28 protein-coding genes, 5 tRNA genes and 1 riboswitch are annotated in these 26,406 nt (G+C 34.5%); of the genes, 2 read left to right on the forward strand and 31 right to left on the reverse strand.

Annotated features, from left to right (window positions below):
- The first annotated feature begins 241 nt into the window (after window positions 1-241).
- A complete protein-coding gene (locus tag LKE46_RS13510) occupies window positions 242-970 on the forward strand; it encodes a hypothetical protein (RefSeq protein ID WP_291723341.1) in 729 nt (242 codons plus the stop codon).
- Between the two features lie 431 nt (window positions 971-1,401).
- On the opposite strand, the gene LKE46_RS13515 is transcribed toward LKE46_RS13510, so the two are convergent.
- From LKE46_RS13515 to LKE46_RS13585, 15 genes are all read right to left on the reverse strand, one after another.
- Window positions 1,402-1,725: a translation initiation factor IF-3 C-terminal domain-containing protein gene (locus tag LKE46_RS13515; RefSeq protein WP_291723344.1), complete on the reverse strand. Its 324-nt coding sequence runs from the start codon at window positions 1,723-1,725 to the stop codon at window positions 1,402-1,404.
- 264 nt (window positions 1,726-1,989) lie between these two features.
- Window positions 1,990-2,925 (reverse strand): IS3 family transposase, encoded by a 936-nt coding sequence (locus LKE46_RS13520; protein WP_291723347.1) that lies wholly within the window; start codon window positions 2,923-2,925, stop codon window positions 1,990-1,992.
- On the reverse strand, window positions 2,922-3,338 hold the full coding sequence (locus tag LKE46_RS13525; RefSeq protein WP_291723350.1) for an HTH domain-containing protein: 417 nt from the start codon (window positions 3,336-3,338) through the stop codon (window positions 2,922-2,924). Before LKE46_RS13525 ends, LKE46_RS13520 begins: the two co-directional genes overlap by 4 nt.
- 346 nt (window positions 3,339-3,684) lie before the next feature.
- Window positions 3,685-3,819, reverse strand: coding sequence for a hypothetical protein (locus LKE46_RS13530; protein ID WP_291723353.1), 135 nt, complete (start codon window positions 3,817-3,819; stop codon window positions 3,685-3,687).
- 696 nt (window positions 3,820-4,515) lie between these two features.
- Window positions 4,516-4,923 carry a type II toxin-antitoxin system HicB family antitoxin gene (locus LKE46_RS13535; protein WP_291723355.1) on the reverse strand — a complete coding sequence of 136 codons (408 nt, stop codon included), beginning with the start codon at window positions 4,921-4,923 and terminating at the stop codon, window positions 4,516-4,518.
- 60 nt (window positions 4,924-4,983) lie between these two features.
- Window positions 4,984-5,169 carry a type II toxin-antitoxin system HicA family toxin gene (locus LKE46_RS13540; RefSeq protein ID WP_291723358.1) on the reverse strand — a complete coding sequence of 62 codons (186 nt, stop codon included), beginning with the start codon at window positions 5,167-5,169 and terminating at the stop codon, window positions 4,984-4,986.
- A gap of 839 nt (window positions 5,170-6,008) precedes the next feature.
- Window positions 6,009-6,641 (reverse strand): ComF family protein, encoded by a 633-nt coding sequence (locus tag LKE46_RS13545; protein WP_291723361.1) that lies wholly within the window; start codon window positions 6,639-6,641, stop codon window positions 6,009-6,011.
- Between the two features lie 20 nt (window positions 6,642-6,661).
- Window positions 6,662-7,687, reverse strand: coding sequence for a hypothetical protein (locus LKE46_RS13550; protein WP_291723364.1), 1,026 nt, complete (start codon window positions 7,685-7,687; stop codon window positions 6,662-6,664).
- Entirely contained in the window at window positions 7,644-9,905 is a 2,262-nt protein-coding gene (recD2, locus tag LKE46_RS13555) for an SF1B family DNA helicase RecD2 (protein ID WP_291723367.1), read from the reverse strand. Before recD2 ends, LKE46_RS13550 begins: the two co-directional genes overlap by 44 nt.
- Before the next feature lie 83 nt (window positions 9,906-9,988).
- Window positions 9,989-11,164 (reverse strand): methionine adenosyltransferase, encoded by a 1,176-nt coding sequence (metK, locus tag LKE46_RS13560; RefSeq protein WP_291723370.1) that lies wholly within the window; start codon window positions 11,162-11,164, stop codon window positions 9,989-9,991.
- Between the two features lie 72 nt (window positions 11,165-11,236).
- A riboswitch (SAM riboswitch) is annotated at window positions 11,237-11,336 on the reverse strand.
- Window positions 11,337-11,380: 44 nt separating this feature from the next.
- A tRNA-Tyr gene (locus LKE46_RS13565) sits at window positions 11,381-11,465 on the reverse strand.
- Window positions 11,466-11,472: 7 nt separating this feature from the next.
- Window positions 11,473-11,548 (reverse strand) — tRNA-Thr (locus LKE46_RS13570).
- Between the two features lie 18 nt (window positions 11,549-11,566).
- A tRNA-Val gene (locus LKE46_RS13575) sits at window positions 11,567-11,642 on the reverse strand.
- A gap of 5 nt (window positions 11,643-11,647) precedes the next feature.
- Window positions 11,648-11,732: transfer RNA gene (locus LKE46_RS13580), tRNA-Tyr, on the reverse strand.
- Window positions 11,733-11,739: 7 nt separating this feature from the next.
- A tRNA-Thr gene (locus tag LKE46_RS13585) sits at window positions 11,740-11,815 on the reverse strand.
- A gap of 282 nt (window positions 11,816-12,097) precedes the next feature.
- On the opposite strand from LKE46_RS13585, the gene yyaC reads away from it, so the two are divergent.
- Window positions 12,098-12,643 carry a spore protease YyaC gene (gene yyaC, locus LKE46_RS13590; RefSeq protein WP_291723373.1) on the forward strand — a complete coding sequence of 182 codons (546 nt, stop codon included), beginning with the start codon at window positions 12,098-12,100 and terminating at the stop codon, window positions 12,641-12,643.
- Between the two features lies 1 nt (window position 12,644).
- On the opposite strand, the gene LKE46_RS13595 is transcribed toward yyaC, so the two are convergent.
- From LKE46_RS13595 to LKE46_RS13670, 16 genes are all read right to left on the reverse strand, one after another.
- On the reverse strand, window positions 12,645-13,673 hold the full coding sequence (locus tag LKE46_RS13595; RefSeq protein WP_291723376.1) for a rod shape-determining protein: 1,029 nt from the start codon (window positions 13,671-13,673) through the stop codon (window positions 12,645-12,647).
- Window positions 13,674-13,772: 99 nt separating this feature from the next.
- Window positions 13,773-14,027, reverse strand: coding sequence for a sporulation transcriptional regulator SpoIIID (gene spoIIID, locus LKE46_RS13600; protein ID WP_291723380.1), 255 nt, complete (start codon window positions 14,025-14,027; stop codon window positions 13,773-13,775).
- A gap of 103 nt (window positions 14,028-14,130) precedes the next feature.
- Entirely contained in the window at window positions 14,131-14,844 is a 714-nt protein-coding gene (locus LKE46_RS13605; RefSeq protein WP_291723383.1) for a M23 family metallopeptidase, read from the reverse strand.
- A gap of 86 nt (window positions 14,845-14,930) precedes the next feature.
- Window positions 14,931-15,950: a stage II sporulation protein D gene (gene spoIID, locus LKE46_RS13610; protein WP_291723387.1), complete on the reverse strand. Its 1,020-nt coding sequence runs from the start codon at window positions 15,948-15,950 to the stop codon at window positions 14,931-14,933.
- A 109-nt stretch (window positions 15,951-16,059) separates the two neighbouring features.
- Window positions 16,060-17,319, reverse strand: a complete 1,260-nt coding sequence (gene murA / locus LKE46_RS13615; protein WP_291723390.1) for a UDP-N-acetylglucosamine 1-carboxyvinyltransferase — start codon at window positions 17,317-17,319, stop codon at window positions 16,060-16,062.
- Window positions 17,320-17,376: 57 nt separating this feature from the next.
- The gene (locus tag LKE46_RS13620) at window positions 17,377-18,135 is read right to left on the reverse strand and encodes a hypothetical protein (protein WP_291723393.1); all 759 of its coding nucleotides are present in this window, start codon (window positions 18,133-18,135) and stop codon (window positions 17,377-17,379) included.
- A 170-nt stretch (window positions 18,136-18,305) separates the two neighbouring features.
- Window positions 18,306-18,704 carry a F0F1 ATP synthase subunit epsilon gene (locus LKE46_RS13625; RefSeq protein ID WP_291723396.1) on the reverse strand — a complete coding sequence of 133 codons (399 nt, stop codon included), beginning with the start codon at window positions 18,702-18,704 and terminating at the stop codon, window positions 18,306-18,308.
- A 34-nt stretch (window positions 18,705-18,738) separates the two neighbouring features.
- A complete protein-coding gene (gene atpD / locus LKE46_RS13630) occupies window positions 18,739-20,133 on the reverse strand; it encodes a F0F1 ATP synthase subunit beta (protein WP_291723399.1) in 1,395 nt (464 codons plus the stop codon).
- Window positions 20,134-20,145: 12 nt separating this feature from the next.
- Window positions 20,146-20,991 (reverse strand): ATP synthase F1 subunit gamma, encoded by an 846-nt coding sequence (gene atpG, locus LKE46_RS13635; RefSeq protein WP_291723403.1) that lies wholly within the window; start codon window positions 20,989-20,991, stop codon window positions 20,146-20,148.
- A 24-nt stretch (window positions 20,992-21,015) separates the two neighbouring features.
- The gene (gene atpA / locus LKE46_RS13640; RefSeq protein ID WP_291723405.1) at window positions 21,016-22,530 is read right to left on the reverse strand and encodes a F0F1 ATP synthase subunit alpha; all 1,515 of its coding nucleotides are present in this window, start codon (window positions 22,528-22,530) and stop codon (window positions 21,016-21,018) included.
- A gap of 10 nt (window positions 22,531-22,540) precedes the next feature.
- Entirely contained in the window at window positions 22,541-23,080 is a 540-nt protein-coding gene (locus tag LKE46_RS13645; protein WP_291723408.1) for a F0F1 ATP synthase subunit delta, read from the reverse strand.
- Between the two features lie 2 nt (window positions 23,081-23,082).
- On the reverse strand, window positions 23,083-23,562 hold the full coding sequence (locus tag LKE46_RS13650) for a F0F1 ATP synthase subunit B (RefSeq protein ID WP_291723411.1): 480 nt from the start codon (window positions 23,560-23,562) through the stop codon (window positions 23,083-23,085).
- A 56-nt stretch (window positions 23,563-23,618) separates the two neighbouring features.
- The gene (gene atpE / locus LKE46_RS13655; RefSeq protein WP_291723414.1) at window positions 23,619-23,864 is read right to left on the reverse strand and encodes an ATP synthase F0 subunit C; all 246 of its coding nucleotides are present in this window, start codon (window positions 23,862-23,864) and stop codon (window positions 23,619-23,621) included.
- A gap of 39 nt (window positions 23,865-23,903) precedes the next feature.
- The gene (locus LKE46_RS13660) at window positions 23,904-24,587 is read right to left on the reverse strand and encodes a F0F1 ATP synthase subunit A (RefSeq protein ID WP_291723417.1); all 684 of its coding nucleotides are present in this window, start codon (window positions 24,585-24,587) and stop codon (window positions 23,904-23,906) included.
- 17 nt (window positions 24,588-24,604) lie between these two features.
- Window positions 24,605-24,967 (reverse strand): ATP synthase subunit I, encoded by a 363-nt coding sequence (locus tag LKE46_RS13665; RefSeq protein WP_291723421.1) that lies wholly within the window; start codon window positions 24,965-24,967, stop codon window positions 24,605-24,607.
- A 194-nt stretch (window positions 24,968-25,161) separates the two neighbouring features.
- The gene (locus tag LKE46_RS13670) at window positions 25,162-26,349 is read right to left on the reverse strand and encodes an acetyl-CoA C-acetyltransferase (protein ID WP_291723424.1); all 1,188 of its coding nucleotides are present in this window, start codon (window positions 26,347-26,349) and stop codon (window positions 25,162-25,164) included.
- Window positions 26,350-26,406: the final 57 nt, after the last annotated feature.

Raw genomic sequence — 26,406 nt, forward strand, 5'->3', positions numbered from 1 at the left:
AATTTTAAATGTGATTATACCCATAATATATAGAGCCATATACCTAATTACTTCATCACTTCTGTTAAGTTCATCACCAATATAATCCGTGTCCTCTATAATGGACCCAAGAATTCAGACAAAAAAATGCTTGCTTTTTAGTTAGGTTCTCCATAATATTTTTATTAAGGTAGGATTAGACATTTTATTTAATAATAGTATGATATCATGTTATTATTAAATAAAAAAGGAGATGTAATAAATGAATTTTTTTTCAAAAAAAATTGTAGCTTTAAGTATAGGTGCAACATTAGTAAGTTCTACACCTGTTTTTGCTAGCACATTAACAGAAAAGCAAACAAGTGGACAAGTAGGTACAGGTATATATTTAACTACCAACCCAGGAATACAGACTTTACAAGTAAAAGGAATAAAGTCATTAGCAACTAAAATAAGCAATAGCCTTACGATTACAGATTCTCAAGTTATTTTCGATGAAATCAAAGCAGCAGATGAAGGGCTTTCGAGTGAACAAATTCAAAAATTAAAAGATGTTTATTCAAAAATGAACCAAATGGTGAAAGATAAGACCTTATCTATTAAAAAAAATAATGCTGGTGTTTATGATATAAGTGTTAATGAAAAGACAAAAGAGTTAGCAAAAAATGAGTTAACCGGAAGTGTTTATAAATCATCTGATACATTTACCCCTAATGCAGTTGTTACTAAAAGATATTATGGATATGATTTCTATTTTAGTCCTGCTGAATGTAGTGATGCAGGAGCTTATTTAGCAGGTGGAGGAGCTGCAGCAGGTACTTTAGCAGGAATATTAGGCGTAACAGGTGCAGGGATTCCACTTACTGTTGTTTCTATAATTGCCGCTGGAGCTTTAGGACTAGGTTCTGCATATTTTTGGTACTGTTCAAATCATGGAGGCCTTGATGCATCAATTGTATATGGGGTTCCCGCATTTCATGCACATAATTAATAAACCTAATACAGAAGGAGCAAAATATGAAGAATAAAAAAATATTTCTTTTTGATATTTTAATTCTTATTGTAATATGTTTTATATTGCTTACTGCTTCATTTAAAAATAAATTATCTAGTCAAATGTTTGATAACTTGATGATTTTATATGGAACTATAATATTTATAGTAATTGTTTTACTTATAATTACAGTCATTAAATTAAAAAAATAAATGAGCTTATTCAATACCAGGAATGTGAAGTAATTGCAGTTAGAAATAAGAATAGGGAAAATAACCAGAATGATATAAGATATTCTGTGGTTATTTTCCCTATTTTAAATTCTAGCTTATTAAAAATCCTTCATTTCTTACAGCAGCCTCCACGAAATATATCGGAGCCTGAAAATATCAGACCCCGATTACAATTTCCAATCTATTTAAAAAGCACTACTTTTTAGGAGCCAAAATCATAAACATATTGTTGCCCTCCAATCTAGGTGCCCTTTCCACTGATGCACTTTCCTCCAATTTGCCCAAAAATATATCCATCACTTTTCTGCCTAAATTGGTATAATTGTTTTGTCTTCCCCTGAATCTTATAGAAACCTTTGTCATGGGGTCAGTCCCCATAGCAGAAATTGGAAATGAAATGGACAATTTCTGCTTGCTATTAAATATGCTGCAGCAAACTTTTAAATTGCTTAAAAATGTTCTGTATGGCATTGTATAACTTTTTTTAAGCATCTCTATCAAGTCTTTATCGGACAACACCTTTATAGTCTCTTTTTATATTAACAAGTTTAGCAATTTTTTTGATTCTTCTGGCCATGCAACTTCGTTTCGTATATGAGCATGAATATAATAAGAGCCTTCCAATGTAAAGAATTTTTCCAGTAAAGATTCTCCTTCTAAAGTTATAGAAGATTTTATTATAGAGTCTGTGTCCAAAACGATTGTACCAAGTAAACTGTACCCTTTGTCAAGGACATTTTTAAATTCAAACAATAGGGAACTCACGTTCGCCATATATTTCTTTTAGTTCTTTATGATATTTCTTAAAGGATATATTCCAGTAATTATATACTGGTAATATTCGTTAGGAGAAAGTTTTGCCAACTGCCATTGATATCTCTCGTTATTATAATAATCTATCCAGTCATCAATAATAGCCTTAACTTCTCTGTACTTCTTGCACTGACTAATGTCTATCTCATCTTTCATATGTCCAAAAAAACTTTCCTGCGGAGCATTATCCCAACAATTTGCTTTTCTTGACATTGATTGTCTTAAATTACAATCTCTAACCAATTGTATAAAACTTGTACTTGTGTAATGGCATCCCTGATCACTATGTATTAAAGTCTCTGTACTAATTTCTATTCCGTAGTTCTTTACAAGTTTATTCACAGTCTCTAATACAAAGTCAACTTCTAGTGAATCACTCAATGCATATGATAGAATCTGCTTTGTATATGCATCTAAAATAGTTGAAAGATAACAAAAAGTGCCATTATACGGTATGTATGTTATGTCTGTCAATAATACTTTCCTGGGTTCATGCTCCATAAATTCTCTATTTAATAGATTTTTTGCAACATTATTTGTTTTTAATGCCTTCGCCATTCTCCTGTATGGATTTGCCTTGCGTATTGGGCATACGAGACCATATTTATTCATTAATCGGCGAATCTTTTTTAGATTCATTACTACCGGATCTCTCCAATGTATCATACACATATATATGCCTCTAGCACCTTTACTGTAACCACGCTTATTATACGCCTTTAGTATTAATTCAAAGCTTTCCCTGTCCTTATTTTCTTTTTCCAAACGAACATCTTCTGCTTTTATCCATCGATAATATCCTGATCTTGAAACGCCTGCAATATCGCAAAGCATACTTACATTTAGAAGATTATTTTCTTCTCTTAAAGTTTCTTGTATTACTTGAAACTTCCACCCCGAACTCATGAAAGCTTCCTCTTTGCTATATTTTCTGTCTTTACAATTTTTTTTAGAAATTCTACTTCCTGACGCAAATATTTCACTTCATTCCATATGCGTTCTAACGTTTCTTGAGTATCATCTGAGATATTACCTAACTTTTCTATTTTGTCACTTTTTCGTCTTGTACGGTTTTCACCCTGTTTAAAGCCATATCCACTTTGTGCCTGCCCTTTGATTCTCTGCACCATGCTGTCTATTTGTTTCTGACCAAACATTTCTAAATCGTATCCAAAATCTTCAAGTATTTCCCTTGGAGCATTTCCGGCCTGATAAGCAGTCCAAAAAGTTTCTTTAAACTCTATCGTAAAATAAAGCTTATTTTTTGTAACCTTAAAAGTATAAGGATTTGCTTTCAGCAGCTTCATTTCTTTTGCCATATATTCTTTCACTTTATCATCTCCGATCTATTTTATTTATACCGGATGAATCCCTTCTATTTTTATCTAATTGTGTCCATTCTATCAGAACATATCCCTTTATTGTGTGTCCACTTTATCAAAAATCATACATTTTTCTTTTGTCTATCTTTTAGGTATCTTACCTTCTTTTATGTGTCTACAACAATAGTATTAAACCATTATTTCATGAATAGAATGCTTTCTCCATACTGCTTTTGTAACCCCTTTTTAATTCTAATTTTTTGTTTGTCAAAAATTATTTTACCGTCAATATTTAGATCATTCTCGTCACATGCATCAACCAATCTAAAGCCTCATCTCACTACTAATCCAATATCAATCGCATATTTACAAATATTATTCCTGCACCTGCAGGAACATACCCTTCTCTCTTTCCTGTTAGGACACTTCCTGCAATATTCTTCAAAATTGTTGTAATACAACTTAGTATAATATTCATCATCACGTTTCAAGCCTATCACTCCCGACTTTTCTCCACGCAAAATAAGCACCCAAAATAACTGATGCTTATTTAAAGGAAATCTATTAAAACATAACCCCGTGGCGGTTGCACTTAAGTTTATCGTGCCCTGCAACCACAGACACTTTCTTATGCAATAATAGGGGGACTATTATTTTTAAATTTTTCTAAGGATATCTCCTTAGTATATTTATTATTCTATAAGTTATTTGTTACAGCTTAATGCCATATTGATTAATTGTTTGTAACAAAATATATTATTTTATGAACAACAAAATAAGCACCTGAGGGGCTGGCTCAAAGTGCTTATTTGTGTATAGGGAACTATTGTGTTAAACTTATCTGAATTACACTTCGATTATTATTTTATCTTTGTGCTGTTAAGAACATATTAACCACAGGTTAAATAGAAGGCACCCAACATTACGTCAGGTGCCAATACACAATATATAGGAATTTATTTTATTTACGGTTTCCCGTATTGGCAGCCCCATTTAACCCTGAAGCCACAGGTATACTAAAATTATATCAAATCAAGAGGGAATTTTCATTTTAGCCACGATCTACTTATATAGTATATACTACTTTTACGTGGATTTTGTGCCAAATCTGTCTCATTTTTGTCTCACGATTTTTTTATTTATTTTATATAAAGTCAAAAACTAAAGTTTAGATCTATTCACTAATATTCAATTGTCTTTTTAATCCTTCTTGAAGAACATGAGAAAAATTCAAATGAGCTTCTTCAGCTTCTGTATTAAGCCATGCTGGCACTGTCAAAGTTTTTTTTACAGCCTTATTGTCATATTCTCTTATAACTTTTTTAAATTCAACTTTAACCAATATAGCTACTTGATTTTTCTTTAATTCTATTTTATTAATTTTAGTTGCCTCAGGTATAATAACTTTATCCTGGTATAAATCAAATAAACATAGTTTCAATGCATCCTCTGCCATTATATATGCTTCCTCTAACGTTTCTCCACAGGTTATTATTTCTTCAAAGTCAGGAAAACTCACATTATAATCATTTTCTGCCATAGTAGTTACTACTGCTGGAAAAACATATATATCCTTATACATACTTCATATCATCCTTTCAATTTATTTTATTAATTTTATATGTGAACTTAACTGCTAGGGCTATTTAAGCCCCAACCGTCTAAGTATTGAATTCAATGTTCCTCGTGGTATCTCTTTTGTACCATGATAAGGTATAATTACTGGTTTAGGGAAATTCTTATGTACTAATTTAATATGAGAACCACGTTGAGTTTTTACTTCCCATCCTTTACTCTGTGCGATTTCAACTATTTCTTTGCTATTCATTATCTCCCCCTCCTGACAATTATATTATATCATACGTATAATACGTGTTAAAGTGCTTTTTATAATAAAAAAATGATAGCTTTCTATTTACAGCTATCACCATACATTTTATCCCATTTCACAATATCCTCCAATATCTTCTCACGCCGCCTATACGCAGTGCTCCTAACGCCACCATACATCTCACTTACTGAATAACATTGTGCCAAGAACTTCACCCCTTGGCCCTTTTCTTTTGTAGAATATAAAAACACCATAGAATTCAATTTTCAAAGAACAATTTATCTAGTTATTTATATTTCAATTTCTTTCTCATTCCAGGAATTTGGCCCCCGATTTTTTCTTTCAATTAAGTGTACCTACACTCAAATACTTTAATATACTAATCTTGAGGTGAACTACATTGTCAACTTTCGGCTCAATAACGCCTGAAGAATTATCTCTCTTAGCAAATTTGGTCGCATTCGAACTTACGAAAGGCAAATCAGCTAACGACAATAACGTATTGGGTAATTTTCTAACTGCCGTTGCAGCTGATATCCTTGTTATATTCATTTAACACTTTCATCAGAAAAATATAGCAGCCTATAAAAGGCTGCCAATCCGCACCGTCGGTGCATTGTCAAGCTAGCTGACCTGGTTTTTGACCCCACACCCGCCTGCTGGAGATTTTGCTACCCGGAATTAACCTCTCACTAATAACTCTCTCGTACTCTTCATACGGCAGGACTTACTTCTAAACCGCACCATGCTCATCAAATATTTTATTTAATTTACGTGGATCGCTTTGCCTGCGACTGGCATCGACTTTCAACCACAGACCTAACTTAACACAATAATTATACTCTACTTCTAGCTCCAGTCAATATTATAATTTTGCCTGCACCACTATTTTTTAATTCAAGAGCGGAATAAAAGGCTGTGGCACCAGTTGTTACAACATCATCAACAAGTAAAATATTTTTATTTTTCACTATATTTTTATCTATGATTTTAAAGCTGCCCTCTATATTATTCCATCTGTCCCTTTTATCTAAACCTATTTGGTCCTTGGTACTTTTAACTTTAGAAAGACAGGATTTAACAGGCCTATCCACATAATTTTTCAAAGTTCTTGCCAGGTACTCGCTCTGATTATATCCTCTTTTTTTCAAATCTTTTTTTATCATCGGAACATAGGTTATTATATCAAACTCCAGTTTGTTGGCTTCTATAGTTCTATACATATATTCAGCCATAACATCTCCCGACCTAAAAGAATTCTTATACTTTAATTTAATTATAAGCTCAACTACCGCCCCTGAATAATAAGCAGCACTATAACAGTCAAATCCCATATCATTTAAGGCAATATTCATCTTGTCCCTGCAGATCATTATTTTATTTGCACAACATTCACATATAAATTTGTCAGAGTAAAGTTCATGTCCACAAATAACACAAGTTTCATCATCACAATATATTACCGACAATATACAATCTCTGATATTTTTCAGACTCTTAATAATCCCATGTTCCATGCTTCCTTATTAAAATTCCTCGTTATATATTTAGCCTTCTCCATATTCGTGGTCTCACAGTTAGCTAAAAATATAACCTCCCCTTTCAGATCTTTTTTATTCCTTACTACACTTCCACACAAATATATAAAGTCTTTATAAGTAAAATTTGAATTATCCGCAAAATAAACCATTATATCAAAGTTTTTTATATATGGAGCAACTTCCTTGAGACAGTTTGTAACAAGTACTGCATCTTCTATATTTATAAATTTCAATATAAGTTTTTTGCTAAATCTGTTTCCAGAAAGACATATTGTATTTTTCAAGAAATTGCTGCAATATTGTTTTATATAATGAGATACCTTTTTAACCTTGTCTTCATCCGGAACAAATATTACAACCTTTCTTCCTGTATTTATAGACCATTTTAAATAATCATAGACAACAAATGGTATATCTTTATTTATATCAATCCTCGTAAGTATCGTCCTTGGTTCAATCATGGGAACTCTGCTGTTCTTTACAGGGAATAATATGCTTTCGGAATTTTTGAATACTTCCTCTATGGAATAAGCAATGACTTTATTGTTGTCATTTGAAAATTTGCTCAAGACATCCAGTATTTCACGTTTATCATGATGTGAAAAACTGCTTACGTCATCATATATTATAAGATCCAAATTTTCATTAAGACCTGCAGCCGTAGTAAAATCGCAAATTTTTAAATTTGAACTGCCATACTCTTCAGTATCTTTTATATAACTATAATTTTTTAAATCCGTATGCTTTTTTATACTTTCTATTATGCTTATTGGGGGACGGTACTCATCCGTTATATATAGTACCTTCTTGTTTTCACAAATGTACTTTTCAATAATTTCAACAAATATTTCTGTAGAATTATATGGGATTGAGATAATATTCAAAAATCTCTTATTTCCTTTAGCCCATTTCATTATCATTTCAATTATTTTATTTTTCTCTTCCTGGAAACTCATCTTTTCCCAAAGTAACATCTTCTTCACTCTCCATTATATCCATTATTCTATTTTTTAATAACGAATATCTTTCAAAACTTCTATTATTATCTATCATAAATTTAAGTGCCTTCAAATCACCTACAAGAACAACCATCTGCTTTGCTCTTGTTATAGCTGTATACAATAAATTTCTATTCATAAAAAAATTTGATCCCATAAATACCGGCATTATAATTACTGGAAATTCACTTCCCTGACTTTTATGTATAGTTATTGCATATGCCAGCTCAATTTCATCTAAATATATATTATCATATATGACTCTCTTGTCATCATCAAATATTACAGTTATATTATTATTTTCATTATCTATATCTTCTATATATCCCACATCTCCATTGAATATGCCAAGTCCCTTCTCCTCTTTATCCGAAAGCAGTGTCCAATTCAGGGAATAGTCATTTTTTGTCTGCATGACTTTATCACCTACTCTAAAAATTGTATCTCTGAATTCCCTTTGTTTCCTATCAGAACTTTCAGGATTCAGGATATTTTGCAATTTTTTATTGAGATTTGACACTCCCAGAAGACCTTTTCTCATAGGAGAAACCACCTGGATATGATTCAATTTATTCCATGATTTATTGAATCTAGGCAGCCTGGTATTTACCAATTCAATTAAAGTATCCAATATCTTATTTGGATCCGTGCATTCTATAAAATAGAAATCCCTATCTTTCTTGTTTATAAACGGCATTTCACCAGAATTTATTCTATGTGCATTTACTATTATCATGCTCTCTTTTGACTGCCTGAATATTTCCTTTAATCTTATTACTTTAATACATTTACTGTCTATGAAATCCCTAAGTACATTACCCGGTCCCACCGAAGGAAGTTGATCTGAATCTCCTACTATTATAATTCGCGTTCCAATGGATATTGCCTTCAGCAGGTTATTCATAAGCATTATATCTATCATGGAAGCTTCATCTATTATAACTACATCACATTCCAAGGGCGTTTCTTCACTTTTTGAAAAGAACAATGCCTCTTCATCACGAGGTACCCCCATTTCAAGAAGTCTATGTATGGTTTTTGATTCTCTTCCTGTAGATTCAGACATTCTCTTTGCAGCCCTTCCTGTAGGTGCTGCCATAAGGACTTTCATATTTAATTTTTCAAATATATCAGCTATACAATTTATTATCGTAGTTTTTCCTGTACCAGGACCTCCCGTTATTATCTCTACTCCATTTTGAAATGCGCCCCTTATTGCATCTTTTTGGGATTCGGCAAATTGTATATTATTCAAGGCTTCAAAATTTGTAATCTCTTTTTCTATATCTATATTTATTTCATCATACTTATTGAATTGAAGATACAAAATTTTTTTTGTTACACTAAGTTCACAGTAATAGTAGGTAGGTAAAAATACACAGATTTCATCTTTTGATTTTTCCAGCTTAAGTTTTCCTTTAAGCGAACTATCATATATATTCTCCTCTATTTCCTCCCTTGTTACATTAAGTACACCCTCCGATTCCTCTACAAGCTTTTTAAGCGGCATATATGTATTCCCAAAATTACAGAACCTGCTTACTATATATTTTATTCCACTTTGTATCCTGAAAGGCGAATTAGCTTCTATTCCGAGACTTCTTGCTATCCTGTCTGCAATTTTAAATCCTATTCCAGATATCTCATCTGTAAGAACATATGGATTTTCTTTTACCGTCTTTATGGAGTCCGCACCAAATCTTTTATGTATTTTCACACACTGATTCGCACTTATTCCATAGGTCTGCAAGAATATCATTATATTCCTGACCTCACTTTGTTTTGAATAGGATTCACATATAAGATTTATTTTTTTTTCTCCTATTCCTTCTATTTCTCTCAATCTTTCAATATGATTATCCATTATATCCAGAGTCTTATCTCCAAATTTATCGACTATCTTTTTTGCAGTAACAGGTCCTATACCAGATATAGCTCCAGATGACAGATATCTTTCAATACCAACTTTAGTATCTGGTATTATTTCTTCGGAATATTTGATTTTAAACTGCTGTCCAAAATGCGGATGGGTTACCCATTCTCCCATAAATTTCAAATTCTGTCCTTCCATAATAAAAGGTACATTCCCGACTATAGTCACAACACCGCTTTTGTTTTTTAATTTGGCAACCACATATCCATTATCTTCATTCTGGAATACTATATCATCTATAATACCTTGTATTTCCTGCATAAAATCTCCCTACTTTTAAAAATTATATCAATAAGTCAATTATAACACATTAGGCACGCATCATTTTAGATGCGTGCCCACTGTTATAAATATTTTTTTATTTCATCCACCTTATTCAACTTTTCCCACGGCACATCTATATCTGTCCTTCCAAAATGCCCATATGCCGCTACTTGTCTATATATAGGTCTTCTCAAATTCAAATTTCTTATTATTGCTCCTGGTCTTAGATCAAATACTTTATTTACTATATCAACTATGTCGTCTTCTGAAATCTTTCCGGTACCAAAGGTATCTACTTCTATGGATACCGGTTTAGCAACACCTATAGCATAGGCCAGCTGTATTTCCAGTTTGTCGGCCAGCCCTGATGCTACAAGGTTTTTTGCAACCCACCTTGCTGCATAAGCAGCTGATCTGTCAACCTTGGTTGGATCTTTTCCGGAAAATGCACCTCCGCCGTGTCTTCCATAACCACCATAAGTATCAACTATTATTTTTCTTCCTGTAAGTCCTGAATCACCCTGTGGACCCCCGACTACAAATCTACCTGTAGGATTTATAAAATACCTTGTATTATCATCTAAAAATTTGGATGGTATTGTTGGTTTTATAACATTTTCTATTATATCCCTGCTTATCTGTTCCTGACTTACATGTGGATCATGCTGTGATGATACAACTACAGTATCTATCCTTACCGGTTTGTCATTTTCATATTCCACCGTAACTTGTGTTTTTCCATCCGGTCTTAAATAAGAAAGGGTCCCATCTTTTCTAACGGCTGTCAGCCTTTTTGCAAGTTTGTGTGCCATACTTATTGGAAGCGGCATATATTCCGGAGTTTCATTTGTAGCAAAGCCAAACATCATTCCTTGATCTCCCGCACCTATAGCATCTTCCTTGTCCATTGTACCGGATTTAGCTTCAAAAGCCTCATTTACTCCCATAGCTATATCTGATGACTGCTCATCTATTGAGGATATTACTGAACAAGTATCGCAGTCAAAGCCGTACTTTGCCCTTGTATAGCCTATTTCCTTCACAGTTTTTCTAACTATTTTAGGAATGTCTACATAACATTTAGTTGATATTTCACCCATAACTAAAACCATTCCTGTTGTAGTTATAGTTTCACAAGCTACCCTTCCTTCAGGATCCTGTGCCATTATTGCATCAAGTATAGCATCTGAAATTTGATCACACATTTTATCTGGATGCCCTTCTGTAACCGACTCAGAAGTAAACAACTTTTTCATCTTTTTCCCCTCCATCTACATAAAAATAAAAAACCTCTTTTATAAAAAAGAGGTTAATAAGCATTATCAACTCTCTTATCTCGCAGGAATAACTGCAGGAATTGGCACCTTAGCATATTTACTGGTTGCCGGGTTTCACAGGGCCCTTTCCCTCCACCTCTCTTGATAAGAGTTTTAAATTATAAAATAAAAAACACTTTCTATAGTGTTTTTTTATGGTGGAGGAAGATGGATTCGAACCATCGAAGTCAATGACAACAGATTTACAGTCTGCCCCCTTTAGCCACTCGGGAATTCCTCCATTTTTATGGTGCTGGCAGTAGGCATCGAACCCACGACCTACTGATTACAAGTCAGTTGCTCTACCATCTGAGCTATGCCAGCCTATTCAATATTTTAATATGGTGGGCACAACAGGGCTCGAACCTGTGACCCTCTGCTTGTAAGGCAGATGCTCTCCCAGCTGAGCTATGCGCCCTAAATTGGTGGAGGAAGATGGATTCGAACCATCGAAGTCAATGACAACAGATTTACAGTCTGCCCCCTTTAGCCACTCGGGAATTCCTCCATTTTTATGGTGCTGGCAATAGGCATCGAACCCACGACCTACTGATTACAAGTCAGTTGCTCTACCATCTGAGCTATGCCAGCTTACTATGTAACTTGTCATCAGTTAACACACGCATTGACCTATGTTAGTATATCGTTTAGGCACTCCTTTTTCAAATTTCATTTTTGGTGTATTCCCGCATTTAAATTGATTTAACTCAACATTCCTTTATGTTTCTCAATAAATCACATTTTCACAATTTATATTTGCCACATTGTCTATTCTAATTTTTTATGCTGCCTCATATAAATTATATATGATGTTTTAAACGGCTACATATTCACATTTTATGCAACAAAACACAATTTGAAGAGGTGAAAATTTTGAATAAAGTAAAGGTTAACTATAAAACTCCTATGGCATATTATAAATTAGCAAGTTCTCTACGAAATTATATTGATAGAAACACAATCATAGTTTGTATTGGTACTGACAGATATATAGGTGACTGCCTCGGACCTCTGGTAGGCACATTGCTCAAATATAAACATTTCCCTCTTCCTGTATATGGTACAATACAGGAACCAATACATGCCCTAAATATTGACATGAAACTAAAGCATATTACATCTCAACATAAGGAATGCAACATAATAGGCATAGACGCTTGCCTCGGAGATATCAATAATATAGGCGAAATACAAGTAAGAGATTTTCCAATTCATCCAGGAAAAGGAGTAGGAAAATCCCTGCCAAATGTAGGAGAAACTTCAGTAATTGGCATAGTGGATTCAAATACAGGTAAAAATATCTTCAGCAGTTCAAATAATATAAGATTAAATTTAATTCTCTCTATGTCAGAAGTGATACTTAACTCCCTAATTCATGCATATTATCTGTATCTCAATGACAATATTGAAAATATATAACTTAATCAACCAGAGTTATATCATCTCCGCTAAAAGTAAGCTCCATCTTATCCAGATATGTGAGAACCTTGCCAGTTCCAAGAGCTACACAGGATACTGCATCATCTGCTACATACACGGGTACACTCGTAACCTGCTGTATTAAACTATTTAATCCATGTAAAAGTGATCCTCCTCCGGTCATGATGATTCCCTTATCTGCAATATCAGCAGCTAACTCCGGAGGGGTTTTTTCAAGCACTGCATGGGTTGTATCAGCTATGGCATTTATCGTATCTTTCAGTGCTTCTCTCATTTCATCAGATGAAACCGATATATTTTTAGGGAGACCCGTAATTAAATCTCGTCCTCTTATATCCATCCCCATATCATCATCTGATTTAAATGCCGAGCCTATATTTATCTTCAGCTCTTCTGCCGTTCTCTCACCTATCATTAACTTGTGCTGTTTTCTTATATATTTAATTATTGCCTCATCAAATTTATCTCCTGCTACCTTAATAGAGGATCTCACCACAATTCCTCCCAGAGAAATAACGGCTATATCCGTAGTTCCACCGCCTATATCAATTACCATATTTCCCTCAGGTTTTGTTATATCAATACCAGCACCTATTGCTGCCGCCAAAGGTTCTTCAATTAAAAATACCTTTTTTGCACCTGCATTCTGTGCCGCATCAATTACAGCTCTTTTTTCAACTTCCGTAGCTTCACAGGGCACGCAAATTACAACCCTTGGTGTAGTCCTTCTACGTCCACAAGCTTTTCCTATAAAATATTTCAACATTTTTTCCGTTACATCATAGTCAGAAATAACACCATCTTTCATAGGACGTATGGCAACAATATTACCTGGAGTTCTTCCAATCATCTGCCATGCTTCTTTACCTACAGCAAGTACCCTATTTTGATTCTTATCTATTGCTACTACTGATGGTTCCTTTAATACTACACCTTTTCCCTTGATATAAACAAGTACTGTAGCTGTACCTAAATCAATTCCCATATCCGTTCCTATACTAAAAAACATTCCTTTTTCACTCCTACTCTCCCTTGTCTTTAATTAGTATCTAAAATTATCATTCTCATTAAGTTTATCATATTATATATAATTATAATAGGAATGTTTTTAACCTTCAATAGCTTTATATTTCATTTTAGTTGCATTACCTCCCCTTATGTGTCTTTCAGCTTTATTATAATCTAATATCATTTTAGCCTGCCTGGCAATTTGAGGATTTATTTTGGGCAGTCTTTCCGTCATGTCTTTATGTATGGTACTTTTACTGACCCCAAAAACCTTTGCTGTCTTCCTTATCGTAGCCTTAGATCCTATTATATATTTAGCTACTTCCAATACCCTTTCTTCTATATAATCCTTCAACTGTTATCAACTCCTTTACCCAGTTAGCAGCTAACATTCATGTATTGTTATTCTTTCGTTTTCAGCCATTTCTACATTCCAAATATGAAGAAATGGCTGAATTTTAATATTTTATATATTTTCCCGGATCAACAAATTCATTTCCCTTCAGGACGGCAAAATGAAGGTGATCACCATATTTCTCATAAGCAGATCTAAGGGTAGTATTTCCTATAACACCTATTACTGCACCCTTTGATACATTTTGACCTTTAGAAACCTTTATATTCGCATTTAAATTTGAATAAACAGTCTTTAATCCATTATGATGGTTTATAACAACTTCAACTCCATCCTGAGTACTGCTGCTTATTTCCTCAACTGTTCCATCCATGGCAGCAAAAACCGGTTTCCCAATGGGAGCCTGTATATCATAACCCAAGTTAGGTCTATAAGTTCCAGTAGAATCCCAATATACAGGGTTTTCTGAAAATCCTCTTGCTATATTTCCTTCTACAGGCTTCTGGAAAGATGTACTAACCGAGTTTGATACTCCCTTTGAAACTGTTTCTTCCTTGGCAGTATTATCTGCCTTGTTTTCTGCACTGTTGTTCTTTTTAACTTGAAGAGCATTATCATGTTTATTCTCTGTTTTAGCAGTTTCCTTCATTTTGGCCTGTTGTGATACAGCCGGCTTATTTTCCTGCGTACTTTCTTTGCTGTTTTTAACTGTCAGAATTGCTGCAGTGGCCGCAATACATAAACAGATGAATAAAATTATATAAAAGCCCTCCTTCTTTATAAAATTAAATGGTTTTTTAATAAAATTTTTGTCCATATCAACACCTCCTTCTTGTAGTTTGTCCAGACAATAACAAAAAATACATATTTTATTAATTTTTATAAAAAAAATTGGCAGTTTATTCAACTGCCAATTTTATCAATCTTACCTATTTTAACTCCACTATAATAGTGATATAATATTTTCTCATAATTCTTCCCTGCCTTGGCCATAGCATCTGCACCCCACTGGCTCATTCCAACGTCATGACCATATCCAAGGCATTTAATACTAACCATGTTCCCATTGAAACTTATATCGAAATTAGCGGAATTAAGTCCCATAAGAGATCTGAATTTTATTCCCGATACCGTAATCCCTCCAAGTTTAATTTCCTTTACAGTTCCCCCATCATTTCTGCTTTTTATATTTACTGCGGTTTCCAGATTTAAAAACGAAAGCTTAGCAGTCTTATAATTTGAATTGATACTGTTTATAAAATCCTTTTTAGATATGTTTTTATAGGTCTCATATTTTTTCGCCCTCTCTTCGCCAGGGCTTTCCACACTTCTCAAATAGCCTATATCACTGTTAAACACTGCAAGGGCACTTTCCGTTTTTCCACCACTTATAGCAAAATAATAAGGTTCCTTGACTAACTCGCCCCTATAAGTCAGAACCTCTCCCTTCGTGGAATTTACCGCATCATTTATTTTATTCCAGTATAGGTCTCTACTTTTAGATGGCCATTTACTCATTCTCTCCTGCTTGGGCATAAAAACCTGGCATTGCGCTGTATCACATACATCCGCCCCTGTACTGCTATTATATTTTTTACCGCCATATTGTTCCATATGTGCGACTGCAAAAGTTCTGGCTGCAACAGCCTGTGCCTTGAGAGCCTCTGTAGAAAATTCTGCAGGCATCTCACCGGATACTACTCCCACAACATAATCCTCTATAGGCATTTCTTCTATCTTTTTTTCTTTAGTCATATATACTCTTATTTTTTCTTCCTGTTTGTTTCTAAAGATTATTTCTTCCGGATTTATCAGATTTCCTTTAGAACCGCCTATAATCAAAGAAAGTGCAACTATAAAAATTGTACACATAAACATTAATATAAATATGTTCTTTAATACAAAAAAAATGTTTTTTCTCATTAGACTCCCCTCATAATTATACCTGCAGCTTACACTGCAGGTTTTCTTCTTAATTTTATATACATTATAATTATGAAAATACTAATGATAATATTCCTGAATAAAGCATCTAGTCTTCTATTCTTTGAATATCTGCACCAAGTGTTTTAAGCTTGTTCTCGATATTCACATATCCCCTATCCACATGATATATATCTGATACTTCTGTCTCACCTTCTGCAGAAAGCCCGCAAAGTATCAATGCAGCTCCTGCCCTTAGATCTGTAGCTTTCACTTCTGCCCCGGTGAGCCTTGTAACACCTTCGACAACAGCACTTCTTCCGTCTATTTTTATATTGGCTCCCATTCTCTTCATCTCGACAGCATGCATGAATCTATTCTCAAAGATAGTTTCTGTTATAATACTCGTTCCCTGTATAGTGCACAAGAGCCCTGTTATCTGGGACTGCATATCTGTAGGGAATCCCGGATAGGGCATGGTCTTTACATCTATAGGTCTCAACTCCCTGTTTCCATCCACAATTATGCTGTTTCCCTCAGGCTTAATATATATTCCTGCTTCAGTCAATTTAGCAATTATAGGTTTTATATATTCCAGATTAACTCTGTTTATTTTAATTTTACTTCTGGTTATCGCAGCAGCAATCATAAATGTACCACATTCTATTCTGTCACTTATGGGCTTATGAGTGGTCCCCTTCAGACTCTTTACCCCTATTATGCGAATCGTATCAGTACCGGCACCTATTATATTGGCTCCCATGTTATTCAAAAATTTACCAAGATCACCTATTTCAGGTTCTTCTGCAGCATTTTCTATTACAGTTTCTCCCTCAGCCATTACAGCTGCCATCATTATATTTTCAGTTGCACCGACAGATGGAAAATCCAGATATATGTTGTTTCCCATAAGTTTATCAGTTCTTGCCTCCACATATCCATGTCCTACACTCACTTCAGCACCAAGTGCACTGAGTCCTTTAAGATGTAGGTCTATAGGTCTTGTTCCAATATTACATCCACCTGGAAGTGATAATTTAAAGTATCCAAATCTGGACAGCATGGGACCCATTATTAAAAATGAGGCACGCATCTTTTTTACCAGATTGCTCACAGGCATTAAATCACTGATATTTGAGGTGTCTATTATTATCTTGTTCAAGTTTTTATCTATATTTATTTCTGCTCCAATACTTACCAATATATCACTTATTACAAATACATCCTCAAGCATAGGTACATCATCTATTATACATTTATCACCACTTAGTATACAGGCTGCTATTATGGGCAATACAGAATTTTTAGCTGAACTAATGTTTACTTCTCCATGAAGCTTATTTCCTCCCCTAACTACTATTTTACTCATTAATTGTCCTCCATTCTATAATTTCTGTATGTTTTTTATGTGCTTACCAAATACATATCAGTATGTTTCCATGATTTCCGGTGTTCCCATTATTATATAGCTACCTGTAGTGTAGCCGACAATGGCAAAATTGAAATCAACAGGCTTACCATTGGTGTAAATGCTGTCATACTGACCTGTATACGTAGTAGCGGTATACCCATTTTCTAAAACTCCAGTTTTTATATCATTGTCTCCAATATTTTTCAAAGTCTCTACTGTTTCCCTGTAACAGCTGTTTATATTATTATTTTCTAATTTTGCCTTTATATACTCAAAATACCTGATTTTTTCAGATGAATTTTCCAATATGGAACTTATATCATTTTTTAATTCATCAAGTCTGTATTCCTTGTCCCTTTTTATTATGTCCATCTTTATAATGTTGTGGTCATCATATGGAGTACTCTCTATATATCCATTTATGGAATTCCCATAAAACTCTATAAGATAATTTTCCCCATTACGAGAATAAGTTTTATTTAATCTGGCAATTTTATTGAGTTTATAAAATAACTCGTTTACAGCTTTTTCTCCTGGCTCAAGGCTATCAAATTGAGCCATAATACCGTACTCCACCGTCCTACCATGAACGGCTGTGAGTATTTCGCGGAAAACATCCGATTTATTATTTAAAAATTTCTCACCGTTTTTGAAAAAGATTTTCCTGGAGACGCCTTTTTCTTGAGTATCTACTTTATAAGCTAAAGATCTGAATGACAAAGATAGTATACATATTATGCATAAGACAATTGAAAAGATATTTTTTCTGCTCATAATTTTCCCCCCCTAATCTGTTTAAAATTATGGACAGATATATATATAATATTCATTTTAAAAATATTTTTATCATAAAATATAATATACTCACTATCAATATATAATTAACACAAGTAAATTGTGAGTTTTTTTGAAGCAAAAAAATAAGCATGGAGTATACTCCATGCTTATTTTAAATTAATCCTGGCCAGAGCCCTGGCCAACGCCATTTCGGCTCTCTTCACATCTGTCCCATCTCTCTGACTTTGCAGTCTTTCCTCCGCTCTCTCCTTTGCCTTTCTGGCTCTTTCTATATCCACTTCCTCAGGCCATTCACAGTCATCACAGAGAATCTTTAATTCATTGTCTCTTACTTCCAATATGCCTGTAGAAGTAAATGCCTTTAATTTTTTTCCATCTTTTTGAGTAATTTCAGTATCAGCCGGCCGGAGAGTAGTTATCAACGGTATATGATCGGCAAGGATTGAAATTCTGCCTTCCACGCTGTCCGTTATTACCTCTACTACTTCTCCACTGTAAAAGTCCCTTTCAGGAGTAAGAATGGTCAATTTTAAGGTTTTTGACATATTAATCTCCTTTTTTACGAATTGATTTAGCCTATCAGTTTTTGTTCATACTTTTAGCAGCCTCAATTACTTCATCTATGCTTCCTTTGAACAAAAATGCCGTTTCCGGCAAATCATCATATTTGCCTTCCATGATTTCCTTGAATCCTCTTATAGTTTCCTTTATAGGAACATATTTACCTTTATATCCCGTAAACTGTTCTGCAACTGAAAATGGCTGTGATAAAAATCTTTGGATTCTTCTAGCTCTCACAACAACCAGTCTATCTTCTTCCGAAAGCTCATCTACACCAAGTATTGCTATAATATCCTGAAGTTCACTATATCTTTCAAGTACATGTTTAACATTTGACGCAACTTCATAGTGTTCCTTGCCTACAACTCTTGGATCAAGTATCCTGGAAGTAGAACCAAGCGGGTCAACTGCAGGATAAATACCAATTTCCGATATAGCCCTTGAAAGAACTGTCGTTGCATCAAGATGTGTAAATGTTGTTGCCGGTGCAGGGTCAGTCAAATCATCTGCAGGAACATATACTGCCTGAACAGACGTAATAGACCCTTGTTTTGTGGATGTTATTCTTTCCTGAAGAGCTCCCATCTCAGTAGCAAGTGTAGGCTGATAACCAACAGCACTAGGTATTCTTCCAAGAAGTGCCGAAACTTCAGAGCCGGCCTGTGTAAATCTGAATATATTATCTATAAACAAAAGCACATCCTGACCTTGATCCCTGAAATATTCCGACATGGTAAGTCCTGTAAGTGCAACTCTCATCCTTGCTCCCGGTGGTTCATTCATCTGTCCAAACACAAGTGCAGTTTTATTTATAACTCCAGATTCCTGCATTTCATAATAGAGGTCATTACCTTCCCTTGTTCTCTCTCCAACACCTGTAAATACAGATAATCCACCATGCTGCTTTGCAATATTGTTTATAAGTTCCTGTATAAGTACTGTCTTGCCGACACCCGCTCCACCAAATAAACCTATCTTTCCACCTTTTTGATATGGTGCAAGAAGATCTATGACCTTAATACCAGTCTCAAACATTTCCGGTTTTACCGATTGGTCTTCAAAACTTGGGGCCGCTCTATGAATAGGATATTTTTTATCTGCATTTACGTCTCCTTTTTGATCAATTGGCTGTCCCAGCATGTTAAAAAGCCTTCCCAAAACGACTTCCCCTACAGGTACAGATATAGGTGAACCAGTATCAACAGCATCCATATTTCTCATCAAGCCATCTGTACTTTGCATCGATATAGTTCTTACTATGTCATCTCCCAAATGCTGGGCTACTTCTGTAACAACCATTCTATCTTTGCACTGTATATTTATAGCATTGTATATATTAGGAAGGTTTTCCGGTTTGAATTTTATATCAACAACAGGTCCTATAACCTGAACAACTTTGCCTATGTTAGGCATTAATATCCCTCCTTACTTGAGTGCTTCTGCTCCTCCAACTATCTCAGTTATTTCCTGAGTTATAGCAGTTTGCCTCTCTCTATTATATTTAAGATTTAAACTTTCCAACAAGTCATTGGCATTTTTAGTTGAACCATCCATTGCAGTCATTCTGGAAGCCTGTTCACTTGCCTTTGAATTCATCATACAATTAAGAACCTTTTGTTTTAAATGCAGAAATACTGTGTCTTCGATTATCTCTGCCACACCAGGTTCAACTTTTACAAAATTCTGGTTTTCTCTATCAGCTTTTATAGGAAGCAGCTTTTCAACAATTACCTCCTGCTTAATTGTTGAAATAAACTTGGTGTATGCTATATTTATCTCACCAACCTTACCACTTTTATAGAGATCAAACACTTTATATACTATGGTACTTGCCTCTCTCACAGTAGGAACATCAGAAATATCCACATATTCTGCTTCGGTAACATAGTGAAGCTTTTTAAAATACATTCTTCCCTTCTGTCCTACTGCTATTAAAACACAATTTTCCCTGTCTTTCGAAATTTCAGCATCAAGCCCACTCACAACATTGTTATTAAATCCTCCACAAAGCCCTGTGTCTGAATTCAGACATATATAAAGCTTCTTATTGCTTTTATTGCCATTGGTATAAATACTTCCATCCCAATCTTCCGAAGCAATTTTCTGCACAATATCACTGAACAGTTTAGAATAAGTATTGTTGATTTCAAGCTTTTTTCTAACCTTTCTAAGATTAGCAGTAGCAATAAGTGACATGGCATTTGTTATTTTTTGCGTACTAGTTATGGATTTAATCCTTCTTTTTATTGCAACAAGTCCTGCTCCTGCCATATTTCACCTCCCGCAAAGGAAACTCTATACCTCTGCTAAAAATATTTTTTTGAATTCCTCTATAGCACTTCCCAGCTTATCACTCAACTCATCAGATATGACTTTTTTATCTGATATTTCCTGTCCTATCTCCTTATGATGAGTATCCATGTATTCAAGAAATTCATTCTCAAACTGAACAATTTTATCTACCGGGATATCCATAAGGTAGTTTCTACCAGCTGCAAATAATATTATTATCTGATTTTCTACAGGCATTGGTTTATATTGAGGCTGTTTTAATATTTCCGTCAATCTTTTTCCTTTTTCAAGTCTCCTCATTGACTCTTTATCAAGATCAGAACCAAATTGTGCAAATGACGCAAGTTCTCTGTATTGTGCAAGATCAAGTCTAAGTGTACCTGCTACCTGTTTCATTGCCTTGATTTGTGCATTACCACCAACTCGGGATACCGATATTCCTGCATTTATAGCCGGCCTTTGTCCTGCATAAAAAAGTTCCGTTTCAAGAAATATCTGTCCATCTGTAATAGAGATAACATTTGTTGGTATGTATGCAGTAACATCCCCTGCCATAGTCTCTATTATAGGAAGTGCCGTAAGAGATCCTCCTCCTAGTTTATCAGAAAGTTTTGCAGCTCTTTCAAGCAGTCTTGAATGCAGGTAAAATACATCACCTGGATACGCTTCTCTTCCTGGTGGTCTACGAAGCAATAATGACATTTCTCTGTATGCAACGGCATGTTTTGACAGGTCATCATAAACTATAAGTACATCTTTTCCTTTGTTCATAAAGTACTCGCCTATAGTACATCCGGCATAAGGCGCAATATATTGAAGCGGTGCCGAATCCGATGCCGTAGCTGATACTATTATAGTGTAATCCATGGCACCCATTTCTGTCAGGTCATTTACTATATGGGCTACAGTTGACTGTTTCTGTCCTATAGCTACATATATACATATTACATCTTTTCCTTTTTGATTGATTATAGTATCTATTGCAATTGCCGTTTTACCTGTCTGTCTGTCTCCTATAATCAATTCCCTTTGGCCTTTTCCAATTGGTATCATTGAATCTATAGCCTTGAGTCCGGTCTGGAGAGGCTCCTTGACAGACTGCCTTGTTATAACTCCCGGAGCTACAACATCCACCGGCCTGGTTTGTGAAGTTACGACAGGGCCCTTGCCATCAATGGGCTGCCCAAGTGAATTTATTACTCTTCCAATAATATTCTCCCCTACTGGAACTTCTACAACCTTACCCGTGCTTTTGACTATATCTCCCTCTTTTATTCCATTCTCGGAACCTAAAAGGACACAACCTACATTATCCTGTTCAAGGTTCAGAGACATACCATAAACACCATTTGGAAACTCTAGAAGTTCATTGGCCATACATTTGTTAAGGCCATAAACCCTGGCAATACCATCACCGATTTGAATTATTGTACCTGAATCAACTGTTTCTATTTTCTTTTCATATTTCTGTATTTCATTTTTTATAATTGAAGTTATTTCTTCAGGCTTTATGTTCATAGGCTCACCTCTAATCTTTCCTAAGCATTATTTTCTTCATTTCAGAAAGTTTTGATTTTATAGTTCCATCCATAACCTGATTGTCTATATTGATATACACGCCACCTATTATAGATGGATCCAATTCTGATTTTATTAAAACCTTTTTGTTGAATTTTTTTTCCAACTTGTCTTTAAGTGTCTTTCTTTCATCATCTGTTAGAGGAATGACTGTTTTTACTTTCGCAACAACGGTATCGTGCTTTTCAAGATATATGTTTTCCATCTCTCTAAGCTTTCCCCCAATGTCATTGATTCTTCCTTTTTCTATAAGAATCAACAAGAATGAAAATACATCATCATCGATCTTATCTTTAAATACATCGGTAAACATATTTTTCTTTTCCAGTGTACTTATTTCAGGATCCTTAATGATCTCCACAAATGCAGAATTTGCTTCTATTATTGATACAACTTGTTTTAACTGTTCAAGATATTCTTCCACCTTGCCTTTTTCTTCTCCTATTTTGTAAAGTGCAAGAGCATATCTCCTATTTAAATATTCATACATAGTCAGATACCTACCTTAGCTATAAAATCTTCGATAAGTTTTCTATGCTGCTTTTCATCGATAGATCCTTCCAAAGCCTTTGATGATACAATAAGAGCCAGATCTACAACCTGATTTTTTATTTCATCCTGTGCTTTTTCTTTTTCCCTATCGGCTTCAGTCTTTGCTCTGGTTATTATTATTGAGGCTTCCTTCTGTGCATCTTTTATTATGTCCTCAGAAACTCTATCAGCCTTATTTTTATAGTCTTCTACAATGGACTTGCCTTCCTGCTTCGAATTACTCAAAAGTTTCTGGTGTTCAGCCAGAAGTTTCTGAGACTTTTTTTCATTTTCATCGGCATTTCTAATTTGAGAAGCAATCCCTTCTGTCCTGTTCGTAATACTGTTGTCAATTGGCCTGAAAAAGAAGTGTCTCAAAATAAAATACAGTACAATAAAATTTATTATTGTTATAATAATCCTACTTAAATTAACTTCCATATTGAAACTGATTCCTCCCCTCTAAAATATCAACATAAGTTGGTGAGGTATATTGATCAGACTTTGAATACCAAAATGAGAGCTATCAACAGAGCATAAATAGCAGTTACTTCTGATAAAGCCGCACTTACAAAGAAAGTGCTTAATATTTTACCGCTTGCCTCAGGCTGTCTTGATACTCCCTCAACTGCTTTTCCTGCAGCATTACCAACTCCGATACCTCCTCCAAGGCATCCTATAGCGGCTAAACCTGCTCCAATAGCTGCCATACCTGATATAAATGACTGTGCATCCAAATTCATAATAAAAATCCTCCTTAAAATATAATAAATAGCTCATTGCTACTCTTCAGCTATAACCTTTATGTTCATCATCGTAAGCATAACAAATACTATCATTTGAATCGATCCATCAAATAAATCAAAGAAAGCATGGAAAGGTATGGGCACTAAGAACTGTGCAAACCACCCTATATGGCTTAATCCACCATATACCATCCCCACAATTACAGCACCTGCAGTTAAATTCCCAAATAGTCGCAAACTCAATGAAACTGGAAGAACCACCCTTTCTATAATGTTAAGGGGCAATAAGGGTACTACAGGCTTAGAATAGGCAACAAAATATCCCTTCAATCCAATTTTCTTGATAGCATTGAATTGAACCAATACAAAAGTTATAAGTGCCAGTCCAACTGCAACGCTTAAATCTTCGCTTGGAGATCTTACCCCGACAATCAATGGAAGAATGTTAATTGCTATTATATATATAGCCAGCGTCCCTATGTAGGGTATATAAGGCCTATATTCCTTCCCCATATTATCTTCAACAAGATTTTTTATTGATTCAAATATGATTTCAACAACACTCTGTTTTTTGTCGGGTATTTTCTTCATGTTTGCTGTAAAAACTTTTGCAAGAATCGCTAAGATCAAAATAATAATCCATTGTACAATAATACTAGATGTTATCCCAACATTGAAAGAACCAATATGTATTACAAACAATGGTGAAAAGCTTTCCATTTCATCACATCCCTTCTTTAATTATTTTTAATGACTGAGTATACATATATTCCCATTAAATGAGAAGTATATCCAAATAAATACGCAACTGCATCATATTTATTGTACATAAAAACAGCATATCCTATCCCTGCAGCAATTCCAATTCTTATAAAAAAACTTATTATGTACAGAGATACCGACGAATTTCTAAATCTTTTAAATATCAGTTCTCCTGCCTGACTATTAATAAAAAAATTAAATACAGCCGTAATCATCCCTATCATCACAAATAACCCAAAATTCTTGAATAATATCTGTATGATAAAAGCTGCAACTATACCAATCATCAAATTAATTATGGATACTTTTTTTACCATGTTCAAAATATCTTTATTCATCAGGCTCCTCCGCTTAGATGTAATGGTGTAATTAATAAAATTATATACCTTTAAGATACAATTTAAAAGCTTTATTTCAAACTTGTTCATATTTTGTTTAATAAATTAATTTTATCAGAAATAAATAGAAAAGCAAACCAATTGTTGCTCGGTTTGCTTTTTCCATTTGGAATATTATATGTTATTTCTTTATACTACTTGTAATTTTCTACTATTATGGCTGTTCCCATTCCTCCACCTATGCACAGTGTAGCCAGTCCATATTTTGAATCTCTTTTCTTCATTTCATAAAGAAGAGTAGTAAGTATTCTTGCACCAGAAGCTCCAATTGGATGTCCAAGAGCAACTGCACCACCATTTACATTTACCTTGCTCATATCAAATTTCAGATCCTTGGCAACTGCCAAACTCTGTGCTGCAAAAGCTTCATTCGCTTCGATCAGATCCAAGTCTTCTACAGTTAAGTTAGCTTTTTCTAGTGCCAGTTTTGTAGCATAGAACGGTCCATATCCCATTATTTGAGGATCAAGTCCCTTTGAACCATAAGAAACTATTTTTGCAAGAGGTTTTATTCCTAGTTCTTTTGCTTTTTCTGCACTCATAACAACTAGAGCTGCTGCAGCATCATTTATACCTGAAGCATTACCTGCAGTAACAGTCCCACCGTCTTTCTTGAATGCTGGTTTCAATTTTGCCAGTGATTCTGCAGTTGTTCCAAATCTAGGGAATTCATCAGTGTCAAATACTATTTCTCCCTTTTTTCTATCCTTAATAACTACTGGAACTATTTCATCCTTGAATTTTCCAGCTTTTATTGCTGCTTCTGCCTTCTGCTGTGATGATGCTGAAAATTCGTCCTGCTGTTCTCTTGTTATTCCCCATTTTTCTGCTACATTTTCAGCTGTCATACCCATGTGGTAATTATAGAAAGCATCCCACAGACCATCTTTTACCATTTCATCTATTATTTTACCATCAAACATTCTTTGTCCCCATCTTGTAGTTGGAAGCACATAAGGAGCTGCAGACATATTTTCCATTCCACCAGCTACAACGATATCATCATCACCGGCCTTTATTAACTGTGCTGCCAAGCTTACTGATCTAAGACCTGAACCACAAACCTTGTTTATTGTAAAAGCTGGAACCGTGTTTGGAATATCTGCTTTTATCAATGCTTGTCTTGCTGGATTTTGTCCAAGTCCTGCCTGTAATACATTTCCCAATACAACTTCATCTACATCTTCTGGTTTTATGTTGGCTCTTTTTATTGCTTCTTTTATAACTAGGGCACCTAAATCTGGAGCTGAAACACCTTTCAAGCTTCCTCCAAATTTACCAATAGCTGTTCTAGCTGCACTTGCAATAACTACTTCACTCATGACTAATCCTCCTATTTATTTTAAAATTTTAATAAATTACAAACTTGTCTGTTAACA

Source organism: Clostridium sp. (assembly GCF_022482905.1).
In the GTDB taxonomy this organism is placed as follows: Bacteria; Bacillota; Clostridia; order Clostridiales; family Clostridiaceae; genus Clostridium_B.

Bases quoted from the DNA above. Each gene is read 5' to 3' on its own strand.
- LKE46_RS13510 (WP_291723341.1), top strand. From the start codon at position 242: ATGAATTTTTTTTCAAAAAAAATTGTAGCTTTAAGTATAGGTGCAACA.
- LKE46_RS13520 (WP_291723347.1), bottom strand. From the start codon at position 2,925: ATGAGTTCGGGGTGGAAGTTTCAAGTAATACAAGAAACTTTAAGAGAA.
- LKE46_RS13525 (WP_291723350.1), bottom strand. From the start codon at position 3,338: ATGGCAAAAGAAATGAAGCTGCTGAAAGCAAATCCTTATACTTTTAAG.
- LKE46_RS13530 (WP_291723353.1), bottom strand. From the start codon at position 3,819: ATGAATATTATACTAAGTTGTATTACAACAATTTTGAAGAATATTGCA.
- LKE46_RS13535 (WP_291723355.1), bottom strand. From the start codon at position 4,923: ATGTATAAGGATATATATGTTTTTCCAGCAGTAGTAACTACTATGGCA.
- LKE46_RS13540 (WP_291723358.1), bottom strand. From the start codon at position 5,169: ATGAATAGCAAAGAAATAGTTGAAATCGCACAGAGTAAAGGATGGGAA.
- LKE46_RS13550 (WP_291723364.1), bottom strand. From the start codon at position 7,687: ATGTTACTTTGGGAAAAGATGAGTTTCCAGGAAGAGAAAAATAAAATA.
- recD2 (WP_291723367.1), bottom strand. From the start codon at position 9,905: ATGCAGGAAATACAAGGTATTATAGATGATATAGTATTCCAGAATGAA.
- metK (WP_291723370.1), bottom strand. From the start codon at position 11,164: ATGAAAAAGTTGTTTACTTCTGAGTCGGTTACAGAAGGGCATCCAGAT.
- LKE46_RS13595 (WP_291723376.1), bottom strand. From the start codon at position 13,673: ATGTTTTTTAGTATAGGAACGGATATGGGAATTGATTTAGGTACAGCT.
- LKE46_RS13605 (WP_291723383.1), bottom strand. From the start codon at position 14,844: ATGGACAAAAATTTTATTAAAAAACCATTTAATTTTATAAAGAAGGAG.
- spoIID (WP_291723387.1), bottom strand. From the start codon at position 15,950: ATGAGAAAAAACATTTTTTTTGTATTAAAGAACATATTTATATTAATG.
- murA (WP_291723390.1), bottom strand. From the start codon at position 17,319: ATGAGTAAAATAGTAGTTAGGGGAGGAAATAAGCTTCATGGAGAAGTA.
- LKE46_RS13620 (WP_291723393.1), bottom strand. From the start codon at position 18,135: ATGAGCAGAAAAAATATCTTTTCAATTGTCTTATGCATAATATGTATA.
- LKE46_RS13625 (WP_291723396.1), bottom strand. From the start codon at position 18,704: ATGTCAAAAACCTTAAAATTGACCATTCTTACTCCTGAAAGGGACTTT.
- atpD (WP_291723399.1), bottom strand. From the start codon at position 20,133: ATGCCTAACATAGGCAAAGTTGTTCAGGTTATAGGACCTGTTGTTGAT.
- atpG (WP_291723403.1), bottom strand. From the start codon at position 20,991: ATGGCAGGAGCAGGACTTGTTGCAATAAAAAGAAGGATTAAATCCATA.
- atpA (WP_291723405.1), bottom strand. From the start codon at position 22,530: ATGAACATAAAGCCTGAAGAAATAACTTCAATTATAAAAAATGAAATA.
- LKE46_RS13645 (WP_291723408.1), bottom strand. From the start codon at position 23,080: ATGTATGAATATTTAAATAGGAGATATGCTCTTGCACTTTACAAAATA.
- LKE46_RS13650 (WP_291723411.1), bottom strand. From the start codon at position 23,562: ATGGAAGTTAATTTAAGTAGGATTATTATAACAATAATAAATTTTATT.
- atpE (WP_291723414.1), bottom strand. From the start codon at position 23,864: ATGAATTTGGATGCACAGTCATTTATATCAGGTATGGCAGCTATTGGA.
- LKE46_RS13660 (WP_291723417.1), bottom strand. From the start codon at position 24,587: ATGGAAAGCTTTTCACCATTGTTTGTAATACATATTGGTTCTTTCAAT.
- LKE46_RS13665 (WP_291723421.1), bottom strand. From the start codon at position 24,967: ATGAATAAAGATATTTTGAACATGGTAAAAAAAGTATCCATAATTAAT.
- LKE46_RS13670 (WP_291723424.1), bottom strand. From the start codon at position 26,349: ATGAGTGAAGTAGTTATTGCAAGTGCAGCTAGAACAGCTATTGGTAAA.